At 39.4% G+C, this 18,703-nt stretch carries 18 protein-coding genes; 12 read left to right on the top strand and 6 right to left on the bottom strand.

Annotated elements, in window-relative coordinates; translation table 11 throughout:
* Positions 1–28 precede the first annotated feature (28 nt).
* The 3 genes from ACMHKH_RS10295 to ACMHKH_RS10285 all read left to right on the top strand — a co-directional run bounded on the left by ACMHKH_RS10295 (position 29) and on the right by ACMHKH_RS10285 (position 2,774).
* Positions 29–955 (top strand): lysophospholipid acyltransferase family protein, encoded by a 927-nt coding sequence (locus ACMHKH_RS10295; protein WP_413520550.1) that lies wholly within the window; start codon positions 29–31, stop codon positions 953–955.
* A gap of 107 nt (positions 956–1,062) precedes the next feature.
* A complete protein-coding gene (locus ACMHKH_RS10290) occupies positions 1,063–1,863 on the top strand; it encodes a glycosyltransferase (RefSeq protein WP_413520549.1) in 801 nt (266 codons plus the stop codon).
* A 53-nt stretch (positions 1,864–1,916) separates the two neighbouring features.
* Complete coding sequence (locus tag ACMHKH_RS10285) at positions 1,917–2,774, top strand: hypothetical protein (protein ID WP_413520548.1); 858 nt, start codon at positions 1,917–1,919, stop codon at positions 2,772–2,774.
* Between the two features lie 38 nt (positions 2,775–2,812).
* Here ACMHKH_RS10285 and ACMHKH_RS10280 read toward each other — a convergent pair whose 3' ends face one another.
* The 4 genes from ACMHKH_RS10280 to ACMHKH_RS10265 form a co-directional block, all read right to left on the bottom strand.
* Positions 2,813–3,922: a glycosyltransferase gene (locus ACMHKH_RS10280; protein ID WP_413520547.1), complete on the bottom strand. Its 1,110-nt coding sequence runs from the start codon at positions 3,920–3,922 to the stop codon at positions 2,813–2,815.
* Positions 3,923–4,011: 89 nt separating this feature from the next.
* Positions 4,012–4,986, bottom strand: coding sequence for a capsular polysaccharide synthesis protein (locus ACMHKH_RS10275; protein ID WP_413520546.1), 975 nt, complete (start codon positions 4,984–4,986; stop codon positions 4,012–4,014).
* Positions 4,987–4,989: 3 nt separating this feature from the next.
* Entirely contained in the window at positions 4,990–5,952 is a 963-nt protein-coding gene (locus tag ACMHKH_RS10270) for a glycosyltransferase family 2 protein (RefSeq protein ID WP_413520545.1), read from the bottom strand.
* A 31-nt stretch (positions 5,953–5,983) separates the two neighbouring features.
* Positions 5,984–7,072: a glycosyltransferase family 4 protein gene (locus tag ACMHKH_RS10265; protein ID WP_413520544.1), complete on the bottom strand. Its 1,089-nt coding sequence runs from the start codon at positions 7,070–7,072 to the stop codon at positions 5,984–5,986.
* Between the two features lie 195 nt (positions 7,073–7,267).
* Between ACMHKH_RS10265 and ACMHKH_RS10260 the strand changes: the two genes are divergently transcribed.
* From ACMHKH_RS10260 to ACMHKH_RS10245, 4 genes are all read left to right on the top strand, one after another.
* Complete coding sequence (locus ACMHKH_RS10260) at positions 7,268–8,812, top strand: glycosyltransferase family 39 protein (protein ID WP_413520543.1); 1,545 nt, start codon at positions 7,268–7,270, stop codon at positions 8,810–8,812.
* 66 nt (positions 8,813–8,878) lie between these two features.
* Positions 8,879–9,994 (top strand): glycosyltransferase family 2 protein, encoded by a 1,116-nt coding sequence (locus ACMHKH_RS10255; protein WP_413520542.1) that lies wholly within the window; start codon positions 8,879–8,881, stop codon positions 9,992–9,994.
* A 4-nt stretch (positions 9,995–9,998) separates the two neighbouring features.
* Positions 9,999–10,448 (top strand): GtrA family protein, encoded by a 450-nt coding sequence (locus tag ACMHKH_RS10250; RefSeq protein WP_413520541.1) that lies wholly within the window; start codon positions 9,999–10,001, stop codon positions 10,446–10,448.
* Positions 10,445–11,326, top strand: coding sequence for a ChbG/HpnK family deacetylase (locus ACMHKH_RS10245; protein ID WP_413520540.1), 882 nt, complete (start codon positions 10,445–10,447; stop codon positions 11,324–11,326). The genes ACMHKH_RS10250 and ACMHKH_RS10245 overlap by 4 nt, the downstream gene beginning before the upstream one ends.
* Positions 11,327–11,432: 106 nt before the next feature.
* Here the strand turns inward: ACMHKH_RS10245 and ACMHKH_RS10240 are convergent, their stop codons facing one another.
* Together ACMHKH_RS10240 and glnE are read right to left on the bottom strand one after the other, a co-directional pair.
* Positions 11,433–12,362, bottom strand: coding sequence for a branched-chain amino acid transaminase (locus ACMHKH_RS10240; RefSeq protein WP_413520539.1), 930 nt, complete (start codon positions 12,360–12,362; stop codon positions 11,433–11,435).
* Positions 12,363–12,602: 240 nt separating this feature from the next.
* Positions 12,603–15,449, bottom strand: a complete 2,847-nt coding sequence (gene glnE, locus ACMHKH_RS10235; protein ID WP_413520538.1) for a bifunctional [glutamate--ammonia ligase]-adenylyl-L-tyrosine phosphorylase/[glutamate--ammonia-ligase] adenylyltransferase — start codon at positions 15,447–15,449, stop codon at positions 12,603–12,605.
* Between the two features lie 344 nt (positions 15,450–15,793).
* On the opposite strand from glnE, the gene ACMHKH_RS10230 reads away from it, so the two are divergent.
* The 5 genes from ACMHKH_RS10230 to ACMHKH_RS10210 all read left to right on the top strand — a co-directional run bounded on the left by ACMHKH_RS10230 (position 15,794) and on the right by ACMHKH_RS10210 (position 18,658).
* Positions 15,794–16,855 carry an NADP-dependent oxidoreductase gene (locus tag ACMHKH_RS10230; protein WP_413520537.1) on the top strand — a complete coding sequence of 354 codons (1,062 nt, stop codon included), beginning with the start codon at positions 15,794–15,796 and terminating at the stop codon, positions 16,853–16,855.
* A 133-nt stretch (positions 16,856–16,988) separates the two neighbouring features.
* Positions 16,989–17,438 (top strand): sulfurtransferase complex subunit TusD, encoded by a 450-nt coding sequence (tusD, locus tag ACMHKH_RS10225; RefSeq protein ID WP_413520536.1) that lies wholly within the window; start codon positions 16,989–16,991, stop codon positions 17,436–17,438.
* 105 nt (positions 17,439–17,543) lie between these two features.
* Positions 17,544–17,867, top strand: a complete 324-nt coding sequence (locus ACMHKH_RS10220) for a hypothetical protein (protein ID WP_413520535.1) — start codon at positions 17,544–17,546, stop codon at positions 17,865–17,867.
* A 99-nt stretch (positions 17,868–17,966) separates the two neighbouring features.
* Entirely contained in the window at positions 17,967–18,305 is a 339-nt protein-coding gene (locus tag ACMHKH_RS10215) for a hypothetical protein (protein ID WP_413520534.1), read from the top strand.
* Entirely contained in the window at positions 18,302–18,658 is a 357-nt protein-coding gene (locus ACMHKH_RS10210) for a TusE/DsrC/DsvC family sulfur relay protein (protein ID WP_413520533.1), read from the top strand. The genes ACMHKH_RS10215 and ACMHKH_RS10210 overlap by 4 nt, the downstream gene beginning before the upstream one ends.
* Positions 18,659–18,703 lie beyond the last annotated feature (45 nt).

Raw genomic sequence — 18,703 nt, 5'->3', positions numbered from 1 at the left:
TATGTGATTCGTCACCATGTGAATGGTTATGAATCCGTATCAAATTTTCAAATACGTGCCACTGTCTGTTTTGCAGATGCTGGCACGTTTTGCGGCTTGGGTGATTCTAAGAATGCCCAATGCCAGCATCATGCGCACCGTAAATATAAACATCGCACTAATTGCTCATACCTTACCTAATTTGCAAAAACAGACCATTGTCAAAGATATTATTTATAATCAGTGCTTAACCAGTATTGAGTCGATTAAAAGCTGGGCAATGTCACCCGAGTGGAGCATTGCCCAAATTCGTGATGTGCACAATAAAAATATTTTGCTTGAGGGGCTTTCTAGCCCTAATGGCATGCTTGCCATCGTACCGCATTTGGGTACGTGGGAGATGATGAACGCCTGGCTCAATCAATTTGGCTCGCCAACCATCATGTATAAACCCGTAAAAGGTGACATTACCAACGATTTTATATTACAAGGTCGTGCCCGCCTCAATGCGACTTTGGTACCGACAGATGGTAGCGGTGTTAAGGCTATCTTTAAGACGCTTAAACAAGGCGGTTTTAGCATTGTGCTTCCTGATCATGTTCCTGACGCCTCAGGCGGTGTTATTGTGCCTTTTTTTGGTATCGAAACCTTAACCAGCACCCTAGCTTCTAAGCTGGCTAGCAAGACCAAGTGTGCCCTAGTTGGCTTATCTTGTATACGCCGCGATGATGGTAGTGGGTTTGATATTCATTGTTATAAGCTTGATGACCCAGCATTATATGATCGCAATACTGAAACAGCAGCTTATGTGCTTAATCATGCGATGCAAACTATGATTGAAGCGCATTTTAGTCACTATATGTGGGGTTATCGCCGCTTTAAGCATATTCCAGTCATAGATAATCCTTATACTGCTAATGGCAATGATTTAGCAGCATTTATTGATACTTATCATGCTAAAGTTTATAGTGAATAATTGATGAGAGCACAACTACTTTAAGTCGCGTTTGCTATTACTATTTATTCTATTGACTGCTTTATTTTTTAATATGACTTCCTTACTTATATAAATATGAGTGCATTATGGCAACTGATATAACCTCTGATCTACCATCTCTTCAAACGCAGGCAGATAACAATCTATCTGAGGAGCGTTACATCATTTGCATGAAATGGGGTAATAAATACGGTGCTGAATATGTCAACCGCCTTTATAATATGGTGCGTCGTAATCTGACCTTAGATTTTCAGATGGTTTGTTTAACTGATGATAGTAATGGTATTGATCCTGCTGTTATCTGCCATCCTATTCCTGAGCTGAATCTACCCGCAGGACCTGAACGCGGCTGGAAAAAGCTGACAACCTTTAAACCAGAGCTTTACGACTTAAAAGGTGTGGCGCTGTTTTTAGATATTGATATTGTCATCGTTGATAATATTGATGCCTTTTTTACTTATCAAGCTGAGCACGATGATAGTGTCGTTATTATACGTGATTGGAAAAAACCGTGGCGGATGATTGGTAATAGCTCAGTCTATCGCTTTAATATCGGCATGGGCACGTATCCTGATTTATTAGCAAACTTTGAGCGCAACTTTGAGACAATTCGTACTCAAGTTCGTCATGAGCAAGCTTATTTATCTAACTATCTACGTGAGCATCATCACTTAGAGTATTGGGATAAAGACTGGTGTGTCAGCTTTAAATATCAATGTATCGCGCCGATTCCATTTAATCTAGTACGCGCACCTACTCTGCCAAATGCTGCTAAAATTGTTATTTTCCATGGTGAGATTAATCCACCAGATGCTATCAATGGTGGCGGCGGTAAATGGTATCGTCATGTCAAACCAAGCCCTTGGCTCAAAGAGTATTGGGTATAATTCAATCATCAAACCGTCAAATCATCGCTGCTTTAAAAAATTTGGAGTTGAACTTGGCCTTACCTACTATCGTTGAGTTTGACATTAACAATCAAATTGTATCTATTCATGCCTTTAATGCAACAGATATTGGACAACCGTTAAATAAGCAAGCCGTCAATATTATTGCTTCAGGTCCATCTATTGCTGATGTAGATTTTACCAACTTATTGAATACGGCCACGATTTTTATTAATGGTAGCATCAGCCTGACCGCTCAGCACAAATTTACCAATATCGTTGGTTATGTCATCAGCGATGCGCGCTTTATTTTGCATCAGTATGATATCTTAGAAAAGTACTATAACGGTCAGCCGTTATACGCTACCTTAGCAGTACTAGAAGCATTGGCTATTGCTCATCCTGAAATAATAGAAAAGTATCATCATCAGATTTATATTATTTACCCTGTCGATAGACCGTGGGGTGTAAAAGCAAATGGTTCAGAATTTAGTCGTTTGTTATTAAAGGATGCGCTCAAATATCAAGCGCTCAATAGAAAAAGACCCCTATCAGCATTTGCTAAGCATCCTCAATTTATTATCGATAGCCAGCATCAGCCAACGCCTATCGGACTGTCTTTAGATATTACTCACGGCTTTGTAGAAGCTGGAACAGTGGCTTATGTAGCCACGCAACTGGCTTTCTCACGTGGTGCAGGTACGCTGCATTTATATGGTATTGATTTGCTCAATAATGATAAGCCGCGATTTTATGAAAACAAAGAACGTAGTGCGCCCACTACACTAAACGACGTTATGAGCAATACTATTGTGCCCTCATTTAATTTATTAGCTAAAACCTATCAGCATCTTGGCGTGAATATTGTCAACCACTCTCCGATTTCTCAATCACTGTTCGACTTTAATTAATACCTTCGTTCATACTGTTTTCTCTTAACTATTTTTTGCTAAGCATTTCTTACTAATAATGCAAAATCTAAATACTGCTGTGCAATCTGCTTTGGTAATAGCTGTTGATTCAACGGCGTTATAAATTGATCATGATCATTAATTGCCTGAGTCATTAGCGCTGCCAACCCTTCGATGTCACCGACGGTAACTAGATTTTTCTGAGGTAACAACTCTCTTGGACCAAATGGACAGTCAGTACTAATCACCGGCACAGCCAGTGCCTGTGCTTCGACAATGACATAACCAAAGCCCTCATACTTAGATGTCATAATAAGTAGTGCAGCGTTAGCAATTAAAGGATAAGGGTTGGTATAAAAGCCCAAAAAACATACTTTATCCTCAATTTTCAACTCAATCGCTAACTGCTTTATTTCATCTTCAAGTCGACCTTTACCTACCAAAATCAATGGTAGCTTGCTCTCCGTTTTGGCATAGGCTTGCAGTAACTCACGATGACCCTTCATAGCGTCAAACGAGGCCACATGAATGATATAACCTTTATCAGTCAAGCCAAACTCTTTAATAGATAAAGGCTCGCTAGCCAATTGTTGAATTTGACTGACATCACATGGATTATAAATCGTCGTGATTCTATGCTCGTGATGACCAATCAGCGCTAATAAATCTCGGCGGGCGCCTTCGCTGACACAGCTACAAGGGTGAGCGCCATAGACCATTTTTAGATGATTTACGGTCTGATTAGTAGTCGTTTTGAGTGGTATTTGAAACTGCCTTGAAACTGCAGTATGCAATACATTGACGATATTAGGCAGATTGCTATACGCCATTATCCAATTGATTTTGTAGATATTAGCCAAGATTAATTTAGGCGTTCCTATATGGCTAAGCACATAATCATCAATGCGGGCGGCAACCTGTTTATAAGCGGTGGCTTGCTCATACTCTGTCTCGAATAGAGGCTGATTATAAGTGACCACATGATAATGTACGCGCGAATCTAAGCGCATATCCTTTGTATCCTCTAAACAAAGCACATGGACGTTATAGTCCATTTCTAGGTAGGCACGCGCTAATATCGTGACCATGCGTTCTGCACCGCGCCCTTCGAGTGCTTTTAATATAAGTAGAATTTTATTTTGTTTCATACATTTTCAAATATAGTCTTAGATTTTATCAATATTATTTTAATACTGCTAAATATTTACTTACAGTCTAATCTAAATAGAATATTTTTCTAAATATTGTTCTCTCTCTTAAAAAAACCATAATAAGTTAAATTATCAAATATGTCTTTTTCTTTAAGCTCTTCATGTAGGCTCAGTTTATGTAAGGAAGCTTGGCCTATAATGAACTGATATTCCTCTTTTTTAAATTTTTTACTCATTTTATTTTGAAGTAAGTGAGGTAAAGTATCATCTTCTGTAGGAAAATTAAAATTAATAACATTCATATTTTTTAGTTCGTTAATCATTATTTGAAAGAAAAAATAATGAGGTATCTTATCTTCGTATTTCCAAAAATATAATAATAAATCCAACATTACTGAAGATAGATCGCTTTTTTCATGACCATAAATAATACTACTCAAGTGCTTAACTTTAAATTCCTCACGCCAGCTAAAATAAAAATGTTGATCGCCTTTGCCCCAATGCTGATTAATAGAATCACTATCTCTTGAAAACATAAAAAAATCATAATCTGCATAATTAGTAGGTATTTCATCGGTCAGTAATATCGAAGCATCTAGCCATATACCTCCATAGACGTTTATTAAAGCAACTCTTAACAAATCAGAAAAAAAGACTGCACGGAACTCAGAACTCTTTCTTTTTTCTTTTATAAATTCGGGTAAATCAAGATAATCGTCTATATTTTTATCTGTAATTCGTACAACCTCATAATCACCTTTATATTTATCTACGGAAGCAAAACACAATTTAGCAGTATCTTTAGCATTCTCTATGCCTTGAGCCCAATATTGCCATATGATTTTTTTATTTTTAAAATATTTTTTTGGCTGAATATTATATTTTTCAATTTCACTATTAAAATAGGCTTGTATAATATTATTCCAGTAGGTTGCTACTTGTGCCTGTGCTGGAAGCTCTGAATACCGAAATCCCCATTCTTTTCTTTTACTTCTAGGTACTAGACCATTGTAGAAAATCTTATAGGGCTTATTACTTATAATGTTAAAAATATTTTCCATAATCTATATACCTTTCAAAATACTTTTTAATTTTGAATTTCTAATATTAAGTATCATTCTTTGATGTAATGGCAGCTCTTTATTAACTATTAAATATAATTCTGAAAAATAGCTATGATATTGATCATAAGTATCTTTCAAAAAATCTGGCTGACCATTCTTAGCTATTCTTTCGAGCAACCCTATATAGCGCTTATATACTTTATACAATAAGTAATGATAACTATCTTCTTCTTTATCCCTTTGATAATTTTCAATCCGATAAGTAAAAGCAAATAAATAATCATTTACATATTTTTTATCTAAATTTTTTAAAATTGATCCTTCCCGCTCACGGTACTTTATGATAGGTTTTTTGAGATAGCTATATTGGAAATATTTTAATGAAATATCAGTCATATATAAAATATCTTCGAAATTTAAACCTTCTTTAAATCTTATATCTTGTATCACCTCTCTTCTAAATACTTTATTCCATACATGGTTACTATTATTTTTAATAATATTATCTAAGAAACTGTTGTTAATATTATTTAAATTTTTATTAGCCTGACCTATAAATGCTTTTTTTCTTACCTCTTTTTTCCCTCGTAATGATACATAATCAGCAGATAGAACATCCGAGTTCAGTTTTTCTAGTTGAGATATTACAGAGGAGTAAGCATTTTCATATAGCAGATCGTCTGAATCAATGAACCATATATAATCTGCCTGTGCCATATCAAAAAGCGCATTACGTGTTGCAGATAGACCTCTATTATGAGGTGCATCAAAAACATCTACTTGAGGATGCTTTTTATAGCCTTCTATAATAGATGCACTGCTGTCTGTTGATGCATCATTCATAATTATAACTGATGCCTTACTGTCTATTTGAGCAAGTATTGAATCAATACATTCCTCTACATATTCCTCTACGTTATAAACAGGTATTAAAATATTAATTGTTATTTCTTTTTTTTTCATATTAAATCCATATAACAAAGTTATCCAGTTATTAGCTACCTGATAGTAATTTTTGAAATAAATCGTGGTAAGCCTTAGTAACACGGGTTTCATCATAATAGCTTAAAACTTTTTCTCTAGCTGCAGTTGCCAGCACTTGGTAGTTTGATGGATTAGATAAAATAGTTTCGATAATACCTGCTAGCTCAGCCGCATCACCAATTGGAAACAAAAAGCCATCTTCTTTATCCTCAATCAACTCCTTTACACCAATTGCTTGACTACCTACTACTACACATCCACTTGCCATCGCTTCCAATACCGCCAGATTCAGCCCTTCAAAACGGCTCGACATAACGAAGACTTTATGTTGTAGTAATAGCTTGTCAACCTCGCTACTATATCCAATAAACGTTACTTGGTCATGTAGCTCATAGCGCTCGACCAAATTATGTATCTCTTTTTGGTAATACTTACGCCCACTGCCAACTAAGGTAAGATTGGGTTTTATACTTTTTTGCTTTAACTGATGCAGTGCTTCAATTAACGTAACGTGATCCTTACTTTTGGCATATCTTCCTACCATAATCAGGTCTTGTGGTCTTTCATTAATAGGCAAAAGGTTCATGCCGCCAAATCGAGTAGTATCAATGCCATTTGGGATGGCTTGAATAGGCGCTTTAAGACCTTGTCCAGATAAGACTTGAGCTACACCCTCAGAGACAGCAATAATACTGGCTGTAGATTTACTGAGCTTACGCGTTTGGTACAGCTTCCATGGTGTATAGCGTTCTTGAGAGTTGTGCTCCACTTGTACTAAGTAAGGTACTTTAGCTAGCAGCCCCGCTCGCCGTCCCAATAAGTGCTCAGGAAATCCATGAGCAACCAATATATCAGGTCGCCATTGCTCACATAGTTTTTTTAGCTCATGAATAGTAGCCATGTGGGTTATACCCGTTACCACTTCATAATCAATGTCTTTTTCTTCAAGCTCAGCAAACTTTTCTGGTACTGTCGTTTTTTTACGGCGCAGTACCAATAAATTCTCAGTTGATTCGATTTCATTATGAGCCTCGACCAAATCAATAGCAACTTTAGTGGCTCCTGAAAAACCACCTGTGACAAAATGCAGTACTCTCAATGCTTTAACCCTTTATTATCTATATATTGATATAAAAACCACTAATTGTAATAAGCTTTTAATGTAGCTTTTATACAGTCGCAATTACATCAATAAGTGATTACAATGCGTATCTCTTGATATTACTAACTATTTATTCTAGCAAGTCAAAATTCTGTATTTTACAACATTCATACTATATTGACGAGTTTATCCATGCCTAACCCTAATAAAAACATATATCAGAACTGGCGACCATTTTTTGTATTTCTATGCTTGTATTTTATAGCTTGGAGTATATTTCCTGCATTTATTTCTAGTAGCGTACCTTTAGATGTGAGTGAAGGTATCAGTTGGGGTAGTGAGTGCCAATGGGGTTATTATAAACATCCGCCGTTTTCCTCTTGGGTTTTATACAGTTTTTATCAAATTTTTGGGCATATAGGTCCTTACTTACTCAGCCAATTATATGTGCTACTCACGCTATATTTAGTTTATCAGCTTGGTAAAAAAGTTTGGTCACAAGAAATTGCATTGTTAGGTAGTGCACTGACGCTTGCGGTTTTATATTACACCTATCCTAGTCTTGAGTTTAATCATAATGTTGCTCAGTTTCCTATTTGGGCAGGATTGTACTTAGCATTTTATCAATCGCTGACTAAAAATTGCTTAAGAGACTGGATCTTACTCGGTGTACTGGGCGGACTTGGAATGCTTACCAAGTACACGGTGATATTTTTACTGATACCAATGGCGTTGTATCTAGTATTGCCAAAACAATGGTCACTATTAAAACAGCCCAAACCTTGGATAGCCGCATTTATTATGCTTGCTATCTTCTCACCACATTTGTACTGGTTAATAACGCATGATTGGCTGCCGCTCAGTTATGCAAATGGGCGCTCACATGAGGTTGATGATGCAGCATATAGCATCAAGCGCCACTTTAGTTGGATAGGGTTTATTACCGCCCAACTTGTCGCTCATCTACTATTAATAATGATGCTTATATTCAATCGTAAACGCTTAGTTAGCATTAAAGAATATAAGAATAACCTGTCCAATAATGCATCATTGCTATGGTACATGTGGCTATCGCCAATAGCAGTAATCATGGTTTTAAGCTTAGTATTCGGAGTCGGTCTACGTGATATGTGGGGCATGCCAATGTGGGCATTATCAGGTCTGATAGTTGCTTCATTTATAGCGCCTGCCACCCAGTTATTGACTGCCACTAAGCTACGTAAAGCACTCATTACTTGGTTATCACTTGTGACAGTGCTAATGATAGTATATGTGGGCTTCGGTGATAAAATTCGTCATAAACCATCAAGGATGCAATGGCCAGAGCAAACTTTAACCACTCAAGCACAAGATACTTGGCAATCACTGAGTAACTGTAATCTCGATAGTGTCTCAGGGGATCGCTGGCTTGGCTCTTTGGTTACTATAAACAGTCATTTCCCTTCGCAGATGATATCAGGGCCGGCGATTCATTCGCCATGGATGAGTGTTGAGCGTCTTCAAAAGAATGGTACGTTAGTGATGTGGCAAGATGGTGAGCAAGATGTCGAGCTGCCTTTACTTAATAATCTAAAGATAATGACAGCTAATCAGGCAGTGAATAATAATCAAAATATGACAGGCTTGATTAAGCAAGAAGGTCAATGGCAACTTAATTGGCGTGACTCTAAAATAGGAAAACCACTGCTGATAAACTGGGTCGCTTATGTTCCAAGCCATTGTTTCAAGCCTTTCTAGTAAAGTACTATTTAAGATTAGCTCTCTAGCAGTCAATTATTGATTACAGAACAACTGAGTATTTCTATGCCAGAATCTATATCACAGTCTCAACCTTACTTGTCTATTATTATCCCTGTTTATAATGATGCAGAAGCATTACAAGTATTTTTGCCAGAAGTTTTTGCCTTTACCCAGACAATTCATATTCCGATAAAAGATACTCAGACTACGCAGAGTAAATATGGCTTAAAAAGCTGCGAGATTACTATTGTTGATGATGGTAGCCAAGATAATTCAGTTGCTGTCGTCACAGATTTGATGAAAACACTTCCTACAAATACCACGCTTGAGATAATACGTTTATCTCGTAATTTTGGCAAAGAGCCTGCGCTTAGTGCTGGTCTTTCAGCGGCGCGTGGCGAGCTGGTTGCTATGATGGATGCCGATGGTCAGCATCCTTTATCAGTATTGGCACAAATGCTAACACTGATTGAGCAGTCAGATATTGATATGGTTGCAGGCATACAAGCCAATCGTCCACACGAGAGTAAATTGGCCAAAACCTTGAAAAGCAGCTTTTATCATTTCATACAAGATAGCCAACGTTATGAGATACGACCTAATGCTGGTGATTTTCGTGTGATGAACCGCAAGGTATTAAATGCCCTGCGCTCATTACCTGAACGTCAGCGCTTTATGAAAGGTTTATATGCTTGGGTTGGTTTCAATACCGTCTACCTACCCTTTACCGCTGATAATCGTGATACTGGTGAAAGCAAATTTAACTATAGTAGTTTGTTTGAGCTGGCCTTAGTGGGTATTACCTCATTTTCTCAGCGACCATTACGCTTAATATCACGTATGGGTTTTATGGTATCAGCATTGGCTTTTTTATATGGTTTATATATTGTCATAGATACTTTAATATTTGGTAGTGATGTGGCAGGCTGGGCAACGGTTGCTGCAGGCATTATGTTTTCTACCGGTATTCAGTTGGTGTGTATTGGCGTCATAGGCGAGTATGTTGGTCGCCTCTATGAAGAGGTCAAACAGCGCCCACTATACTTAATCGATGAAACTATTAGTAGTAATAGTCAGACGTCAAGCATTAGTCATCAACCCTCGACAGAATATCCTCATACCAATCTTGATAATACAAACCCTGATAGAATGGTAATTAACAGATTAACGGATAAATAAGCTGATGAATAAAGTAGCAGCAACAAACGCCACATCTATACAAGCACTTTGGTTTTTAGTGGTTGGCGCAAGTGCGGCTTTGGTTCACTTTCTAGTGCTTATTAGCATCGTTAACTTGACAGCCATCAAGCCAGTTTGGGCGAACGTGTTCGCTTTTTTAGTCGCTTTTGTAGTGAGTTTTCTAGGACATTTTTACCTTACTTTTAAATCATCGGTAAATGATAATGGAAATAACCAACCCAGCCGCGCAAATAAAAATAGCAATGGCCCGCTATCAGCACTTGGCAAATGGTTTGGTAGCTCAGCTTTAGGGTTTATGGCTAACCAAGGTTTATTTGTTTTAGGTTTACGTTCATTTGGTGAGCAATACTATATATTGATATGGCTGATAGTGACTGCCATTATTACAGTCATGACCTTTGCTTTAGGTAGGTTTTGGGCGTTTAAATCATGAGCCATCCTAACTATCAAAAACAATCTTCATCACTAACAGATAGTTCACGTCCTATTATTATCAATGTTGATGACTTAGGCTTGTCTACTGCAGTAAATGATGCTGTTATTCACCTTGCTGAGCTTGGGCGGATTGGTGCTAGTAGCTATATGGTAGGCGGCGCCATCACAGATAGCGATATTAATCAATTAAAAAAACTCAATGTCGATATTGGTTTGCATTTAGATTTGACTGGGATATTTCCTTCTACTCTTCGTGGCTCACTAAAATCGATCATCATAGCAAGCTACTTACGCCGTTTTAATCCCATGCAAGTAACTGATGTGATTAAACAGCAATTGGATGGGTTTGAAGATCGCTTTGGATATGCCCCTGTATTTATTGACGGGCATCAACATATCCATCAGTTTCCAGTTATAAGACAATGCCTAATTAAAGAGCTGTACAATCGTTATAGTGCTGAGATAACACAAGGTACTCTTAGCGCACGCGTAACAACGCCCCTCGTTAACGATATAAAATCTTGGATAATTTATATTTTAGGCGGTTATGCGTGGCGTCGGTCTTGTGAATATAACCATATTAAAATCAATGATAAATTTGGCGGGGTATATGGTTTTGATTCTGATAGTCAGCAATTAGCTAACTTATGGGAGCAATGGCTGCAAAGTGCGCCACGCAATACTGCTTGCTCGTCCCCAACTCTCATTATGTGTCATCCTGCTGTTCCTAGTAATAACTGGCAAGACGAAATAAAAGTCGCACGAGAGCTTGAATATGAATGGTTAATAAGTGGCGGTTTTGAAGATTTACTGCATAAACATGATGTGAAATTACTACGATGTTCAGATATGACTTCTGACTTATTAAGCTTTTAATAATTTATCAAACCTATAATAAAAATCTTTAAATAATAGAAATAAAAAAAGCTAAGACTTAAAAAGGTCTTAGCTTTTTTACTTTATAAAACTAGTTTTAAAGAGATTAATCAATAAAACTTAACCAATCCATATACTGCTCATTGCGACCATGCACCACATCAAAGTACAAGGTTTGCAGTTTCTCAGTCAAGGGTCCACGTCCACCATTACCGATAGTACGATCATCGTATTCACGAATAGGCGTCACTTCAGCGGCGGTGCCAGTCATAAAGATTTCATCAGCTAAGTAGAATTCATCACGAGTGATGCGTCGTTCAATGACTTTGATACCCAAATCATCGGCAAATTGGATGATAGTACGACGGGTGATACCGTCAAGCGCACCACCTGCTAAATCTGGCGTATGTAGCACACCATCTTTCACTAAGAATAAGTTCTCACCAGCGCCTTGGCAGACATAACCTTGTGGATCCATCAAGATAGCTTCATCATAGCCATTGCGGGTGACTTCTTGGTTGGCCATGATAGACACTGGATAGTTACTTGAGGCTTTTGCCTTACACATGGTCACGTTTGGCAAGTGATGGGTGAATGACGACGTTTTTACACGAATGCCATTTTTGATCCCTTCTTCACCAAGATAGGCGCCCCAATGCCAAGCAGCTACCATCGCATTGATACTATTATCACGTGAAGACAACCCCAGTTTTTCGGCACCGACCCAAATAAGCGGGCGAATATAAGCTTCTGCTAGTTTGTTTTGCTTGACCACATCTTTGTGCGCTTGCTCAAGCGTTGCAGCATCAAAAGGCACATCCATCTGAAAAATCTTTGCCGAACCTAATAGACGCTCGGTATGTTCTTTTAGGCGAAAAATTGCGGTACGGTTATCAGCAGTTTGATAAGCACGGACGCCTTCAAAGACAGCCATACCATAATGAAGGCTATGTGTAAGCACATGAACCTTAGCATCTGGCTGTTCAATCATCGTGCCATTCATCCAAAGCTTGCCTTCGTCTGTTGCCATATTCATCTAATAATCCTTATGTTAGCGCTGATGTCTAACTTTTTTGTTGAGTGTTAAGTAAATATTTTAATTGGATTTTTATACTGATACTGAGTGCCTGTTTTAAAGCGTAAATATCATTTGCTAATTTAAAGCGCAAATGATTATATCACTGGCACACAAAGCAAATACAACATTTTAGTTTATCACTGCATGGCTTTTATTTATATACTGTCGAATACAAATTGTATCATCGTTCTAACAAGATTATTCTGTCGACTCCACGCCCATCAGATGCTGCCACTGCGCCTGTACCAATGTGCGGGTTTGAGTCCAATGCGACTCATCAACTAGCAATGACTGCTCAGATAGCGCTAGTTGGTGGGTAGCTGCGCGTATGCGTAAATAAGCATCGGTCAAATCCTGACAGACTGTTGCTTCCCAAATACCCAGTGTCGCCATCTCTTCAAAGATACGGACATTATCACTCCACTTAGTCAATGTTGGATGCTCATGCGAATACGCCAATACTGCAAATTGCGCCAAAAACTCAATATCCACAATGCCGCCAGCATCTTGCTTAAGATGGAACTTGCCCGCTTGCTGTTGCCACTGACTGGTTCCTAGATGCTTTTGCATCTTAATGCGCATACTCGTCACTTCGATACGAACTTGCTCAATCGTACGTGGTAACGCCAAAACAGTACGGCGAATATTACAAAAAAGTGCCGTCACTCGTTTGTCACCGCAGATTGCTCGTGCCCGCACCAATGCTTGATGCTCCCATGACCAAGCTTTCTCAAGCTGATAGGTTTCAAAGGCGTGACAAGAAACCACCATCATGCCAGCATTACCCGAAGGTCGTAGACGCATATCCACCTCATAAGCACGGCCGTCACGGGTTTGGGTATTGAGATAGGTCATCAGCTTTTGTGCTAAGCGTGCCGCAAACTTCATACCACTGACAGAATTCTCACCGGTAGTCATGCCCTGCTCTTTTATTTTATGCAAAAATACCAAGTCTAAATCAGACGAATAAGATAACTCAAGACCACCAAGCTTGCCATAACCGATAATTGCAAAGCCGCAATCGGCTTCAGTAACCGGATCGCCATCTTGACCGATAGGATAACCATAGCGTTTGACAATTTCAGCAAAAGCGCGTTCTAGCGCTGCTTCCAATACCACGGCAGCAATATAAGTCAGCGAGTCTGATACTTTCATTATAGGACGCTCAGCTAACACATCGCTGGCAGCTACTGCTAATACTTGGTTCTTTTTAAATAGCCGCAGTACGCTTAATAGTTCTTCTTCATCGTTAGGCTCAACCCGCAATAATTGCTGACGTAAGATATCACGTAGTTCAGGCTTATCTGGTAAATGCCGATAGCGCTGCTGTAAGAATGTATCCAATAACACTGGATACTGAGCCAATTCTTTTGCAATCCAAGGGCTGGCTGATAGCATCGGAATCAGCTCGACGGTTGCATTAGGATTTTCAGCAATCATGACCAGATAAATAGAACGACGACAAATCGCTTCAAGCAAGGCAATCAAACGTGGCAATGCGGTATTAGCAAGTTGCTGTTGATCTTGATGCGCTAGCAGTGCATGCACGATCACCGGATACGCCCCATCCAAGCGCTCACGCGCTTCATCGCTCAAATTGGCAACCATTTTTGACTGCCAAAAATTTTGCAATTGAACACGGTTTTCTTCAGTCAACACTTCATTTAAACGAGCAACTTGTTCATCAAGGTTAACAGGCTCTAGCTCATCATCATGAGTCGGTACTTGTCGATCAGTCACCATGCGCTCAAACGGTACATTGACGTTATATCGATGATGATTGAGCGTCTCTAATAATCCAGGCCAATTCTCAAACCCGAGCGTCAGTGCCAGATTATGCTGCCAATGGGCATCATGAGGCAGGCGCTGGGTTTGTTGATCATTAATCGCTTGAATACCATGCTCAAGCCGACGTAAAAATCGATAAGCGCCTTGCAGTTCTTGATAAGTAATACCCTCTAAATATTCAAGCTCACACAGTGCATGCATCGCCTTTAAACAAGATTTTACCTGTAGCTGCGGATGCCGACCGCCATAAATTAACTGAAAGGCTTGAATAATAAATTCAATATCTCTAATACCACCAGCACCGAGTTTGATATTATCCAAATCTTCACGTTGCGCCACTTGATTTTGAATGAGAGACTTCATTTCTCTGAGTGCCGAAAAAGCACTGTAATCAACATAATAGCGAAATACAAATGGTTTAATAAGTCCTTGTAATTCATCATAAAATGGCTGCGCTATCTGCCCAACCACACGGGCTTTGAGCCAAGCAAAACGCTCCCATGCACGACCGTGCTGAGCAAAATACTTCTGCAATGCCGATAAATGAATCGCTAAGTCACTGCCATCACCCCATGGGCGCAGGCGCATATCGACCCGAAAGACAAAACCATCGGCCGTATTATTATCGAGCAGCTTGATGATACCTTGACCGAGGCGAGTCATAAAACGCTTGTTATCGATACTACGTGTACCTTTGGCCTTATCTCCATCGGTTTCACCACGTGCTTGATGGATAAAGACAAGGTCAATATCACTCGATAAATTCAGCTCATGGGCGCCAAGCTTACCCATCGCCATAATAGCCATATCATCAACTTGCACATTACCTTTAACATTAATAAAGGTTGGCTGCCCGTACTGGGTAACAAGATGCTGATAGGTATAATCCTTCGCAAATAAAATACAGCCATCGGCAAACTCAGACAGCTCATCCGTCAATTGTTCAAGCTCAATTACTGCTAACGCATCTTGCCAAACCCAACGCATCATTAGCAGCATACGCAAATGGCGCAACCCACTCATCACTTTGGCTTCGTCCGCGAGCTGGTAGTTTTCGTCTAAAGTATAATCTTGTATCAAATCATCAATTTGCTGGCGAGTTAAGGTACTCTCCAAAGGATAGCTACGCAAAAATGTCTGACACGCGCCCGTCCGACTCTGCCAAACCTGATAGGCAAACTCACTCGCTGTTTCTAGCATTTTTAACTGGTCTGATGTGGGCTGAAAGCCTGTACCATTAGGTACGGTAGATAGCATAATGACGATAACTCCATGCAGCAGGATATTATGAAACTACAGTAAAACTAAAACATGACCTAAATTTTGCATATAATAATCATGTTTTATCTGATTAAATACTCACGATAACTACGCTTTATGCTAAGTCTAAGATTAACTTTAACAACATCGATAGTATTTGATTTGAGCATTTTTATGGTAGCATAAATAGCGTAAGTATAGATGCTGACTGAATTTTTACGCAGTAAGATGTAGTAAGTTACTACATATATAACGGTGAATAATAAAATACGTTCATGCTAGTATGTTCCGTCTACGTTAAAGCCTTAAGCGCGTTAACAGTACTAAATAGGTAATCAAAAATGAAAACTATAAATACAAAAGAACAAAACCAAGAAATTGTACTGGCTAACCATCCTTCAGGTGTACCGACGATAGACACCTTTAAGATTAATGACATCGATATGCCAACACTCAAAGAAGGCGAAGTGCTACTTAAAAGTATTTACGTATCCGTTGATCCTGGGATGCGTGGCTTTATGAATAAAGGCACCGACGATGCAGCCGGCAACAAATTTCAGCTGAACAAAGCTATTACCAGTCGAACAGTTGCTCAAATCGTGGCCGTTGATACTACCAGCAACAATAAAAGTAACGCCAATAATTTCGCCGTTGGTGATATCGTGCATGGTCGATTTGCATGGCAGAAATATCAAACGGTTAACATTGCCGATATTGAAAAAGTAGATCCGACTCTTGCGCCTATCTCTACTGCAGTCAGCATGCTTGGTATTCCTGGTCTCTCTGCCTACTTTGGCATGCTAAGTATTGGTCAACCAAAAAAAGGCGAAACGGTCGTTGTCTCCGGTGCAGCAGGCTCTGTGGGCAGCATTGCCGCACAAATCGCTAAGATAAAAGGCTGTAAAGTTATCGGTATCGCAGGCTCTACCCAAAAAATTGCCTTCTTGGAACACGACTTAGGTTTAGATAAAGGCATTAACTATAAACAAGTCGATGATATGGCAGTAGCCATAAGAGAAACTTGCCCCAATGGCGTTGATGTCTTCTTTGATAATGTAGGTGGGGAGCTGTTCGATGCTGTCTTTGCCAACATCAACGAGCATGCTCGCATTGCTATCTGTGGTCAAATCGCAGATTACAACGAAGAACACCCACCACAAGGACCAAGACCGATGCACACTTTAATCAAGAAAAGTGCGCGTATGGAAGGTTTTGTGGTCTATGATTTTAAAGACCACTTTGCAGAAGCTAAGCAACAGATCGCTGACTGGTATAATAATGGCGAGCTAATCTATAAAGAAAACCTCATTGAAGGCTTTGAAAATATTCCTGACGCCTTCATTGGGCTATTTTCTGGAGAAAATATAGGTAAGCAGATGATTAAGGTTAGCGATGTAGCCTAAAGTTAAAATAAAGTCTGAGTAACTTTTGAAAGCTTACAATCAATGATACTGATTGTGAGCGTTTACCATAACCACTAACCGCTTCTATTAACTATTTTTATTAATCAGTATCGCTAACTAACGATACACGCTTATGAGCAAGCTTATGATCAACACCTCTACGCCACCTCTATTATTAATCACTGCCGACCCCAGTCATCCGCTTGCGCCTATAGCACTACGCTATGCTCGTACTTATCTACAAAGCGCGTCTTTAGTCAATAATGCGGCTAGTAGCACAAGTCATGAAAACCCTGTATTAAACATCTTTTTCTATGCCGATGCCGCACATACCGCCAATCGTTTACGCTGGCAATCAGCCGATCAGATAAATATTACCCAAGAGTGGCAGGCACTTGCTGAGCAATATCAGTTGTCTCTTCCTGTTTGCGTCAGTACCGCACTCAGTCGCGGTATTAGTGATGCGGACAATAGCGCGCGCCATCAGTTAGAGACAGAAAATCTAGCGAAAGGCTTTAAATTGGTCGGTCTGAGTGAGCTTGCTATGATGATGCAAGGCGATTGCCGCTTATTGCAGTTCTAATAAATATGCTTGCAATAAAAATATGGCTTAAATGAAATCGAGCTCTTATAAAAAATAGCCAGTTTAATATTAATCGTTAGCAACAAAAAAGATTAGGAACACCTCATGAAATTACTCATTCGGCTGCATACGCATACAGAAATGGCAAGCTATGAAGGCTGCGCGCTCGCTTTGACATTGGCAACCTTTGGGCATGAGGTGCAGCTGTATTTGGACGCGCCGGTATTTGGATTTTTAACGCAGCCAAACTCACGCTTGCAAGGTATGATTCAAGCACTTGAGCTTTATGATATGCCGCCAGCTTGGTTGCCTGATGATGTCTTCAGTGGTTGGATAGCAGGTATGCTACCGACAGACTTGGCAACGCAGTTAGTTTTGATTCCAGAAGAAGTAGATTTACAAGTATTTGAGCAAATTCTTACTTTTTAATCTTAATACCTTTAATAGCAAAGCCGCGTTTTTATTATATAAATATCTATATAGTTGAGTCGCTTTAAAACTGACTCTAGCAAACCATTGGACACGAGTATGGCAACTTTATATCAATTACATAGCAGCATGGATACGCTCAGACGCAGCACAGAACAAATGGCATTGTCGTGGCAAGCGGGCGATAGTGTCCTTTTATTAGGGACGACCGTTGTGTATGTAGACTGGCTTAATGCGTATTTGGGCGATATTGAGACTATGGAGATAGAAACCATTACCGGTATTTACGCGCTTGCCGATGATGTGGCACAGTTACATGAAAACACCGCAGCGAAGCTTAACCTAGCGGCAAAGCTCACTGGTATTTTAAGCGATGCAGAATGGGTAGCAATGACCAAAGACAGTCGTTTTGATAAAGTGGTAACGATAGCTTTATGAGTATTTCTACTGACTCCCGTGCGTCCTCATTGAGTTTAATCGACGTGGCATTAGACCAAGATGGGCATTTATGTGACCATACCATTTGGACGCCCATTATTGCACAGCAGCTTGCCAATACCTTGGATATAGAGCTAGATACTGAGCGCTTGGCAGTGTTGCAGCAAGTCCGAGCATTTTTTGTAAAATTTAATCATGCGCCAGCCACACGTCCGCTAATTAAGTGGCTACAACAAAACTTGCCTGATAATGCTATCAGCAATCAAAAGCTACAGCATCTATTTAATACTGGCTTAGTCGCCCGCCACGTCAATCGCCTTGCTGGGTTACCAAAACCACCTAATTGCTTGTAGTAAACGTCAATTAGTAAACGTCAATAAAAAAGGCAGATAAATAAT

It is taken from the genome of Psychrobacter glacincola (assembly GCF_965118485.1).
GTDB classification, from domain to species: domain Bacteria; phylum Pseudomonadota; class Gammaproteobacteria; order Pseudomonadales; family Moraxellaceae; genus Psychrobacter; species Psychrobacter glacincola_D.
This window is presented reverse-complemented; position numbering and strand designations above follow the sequence as displayed.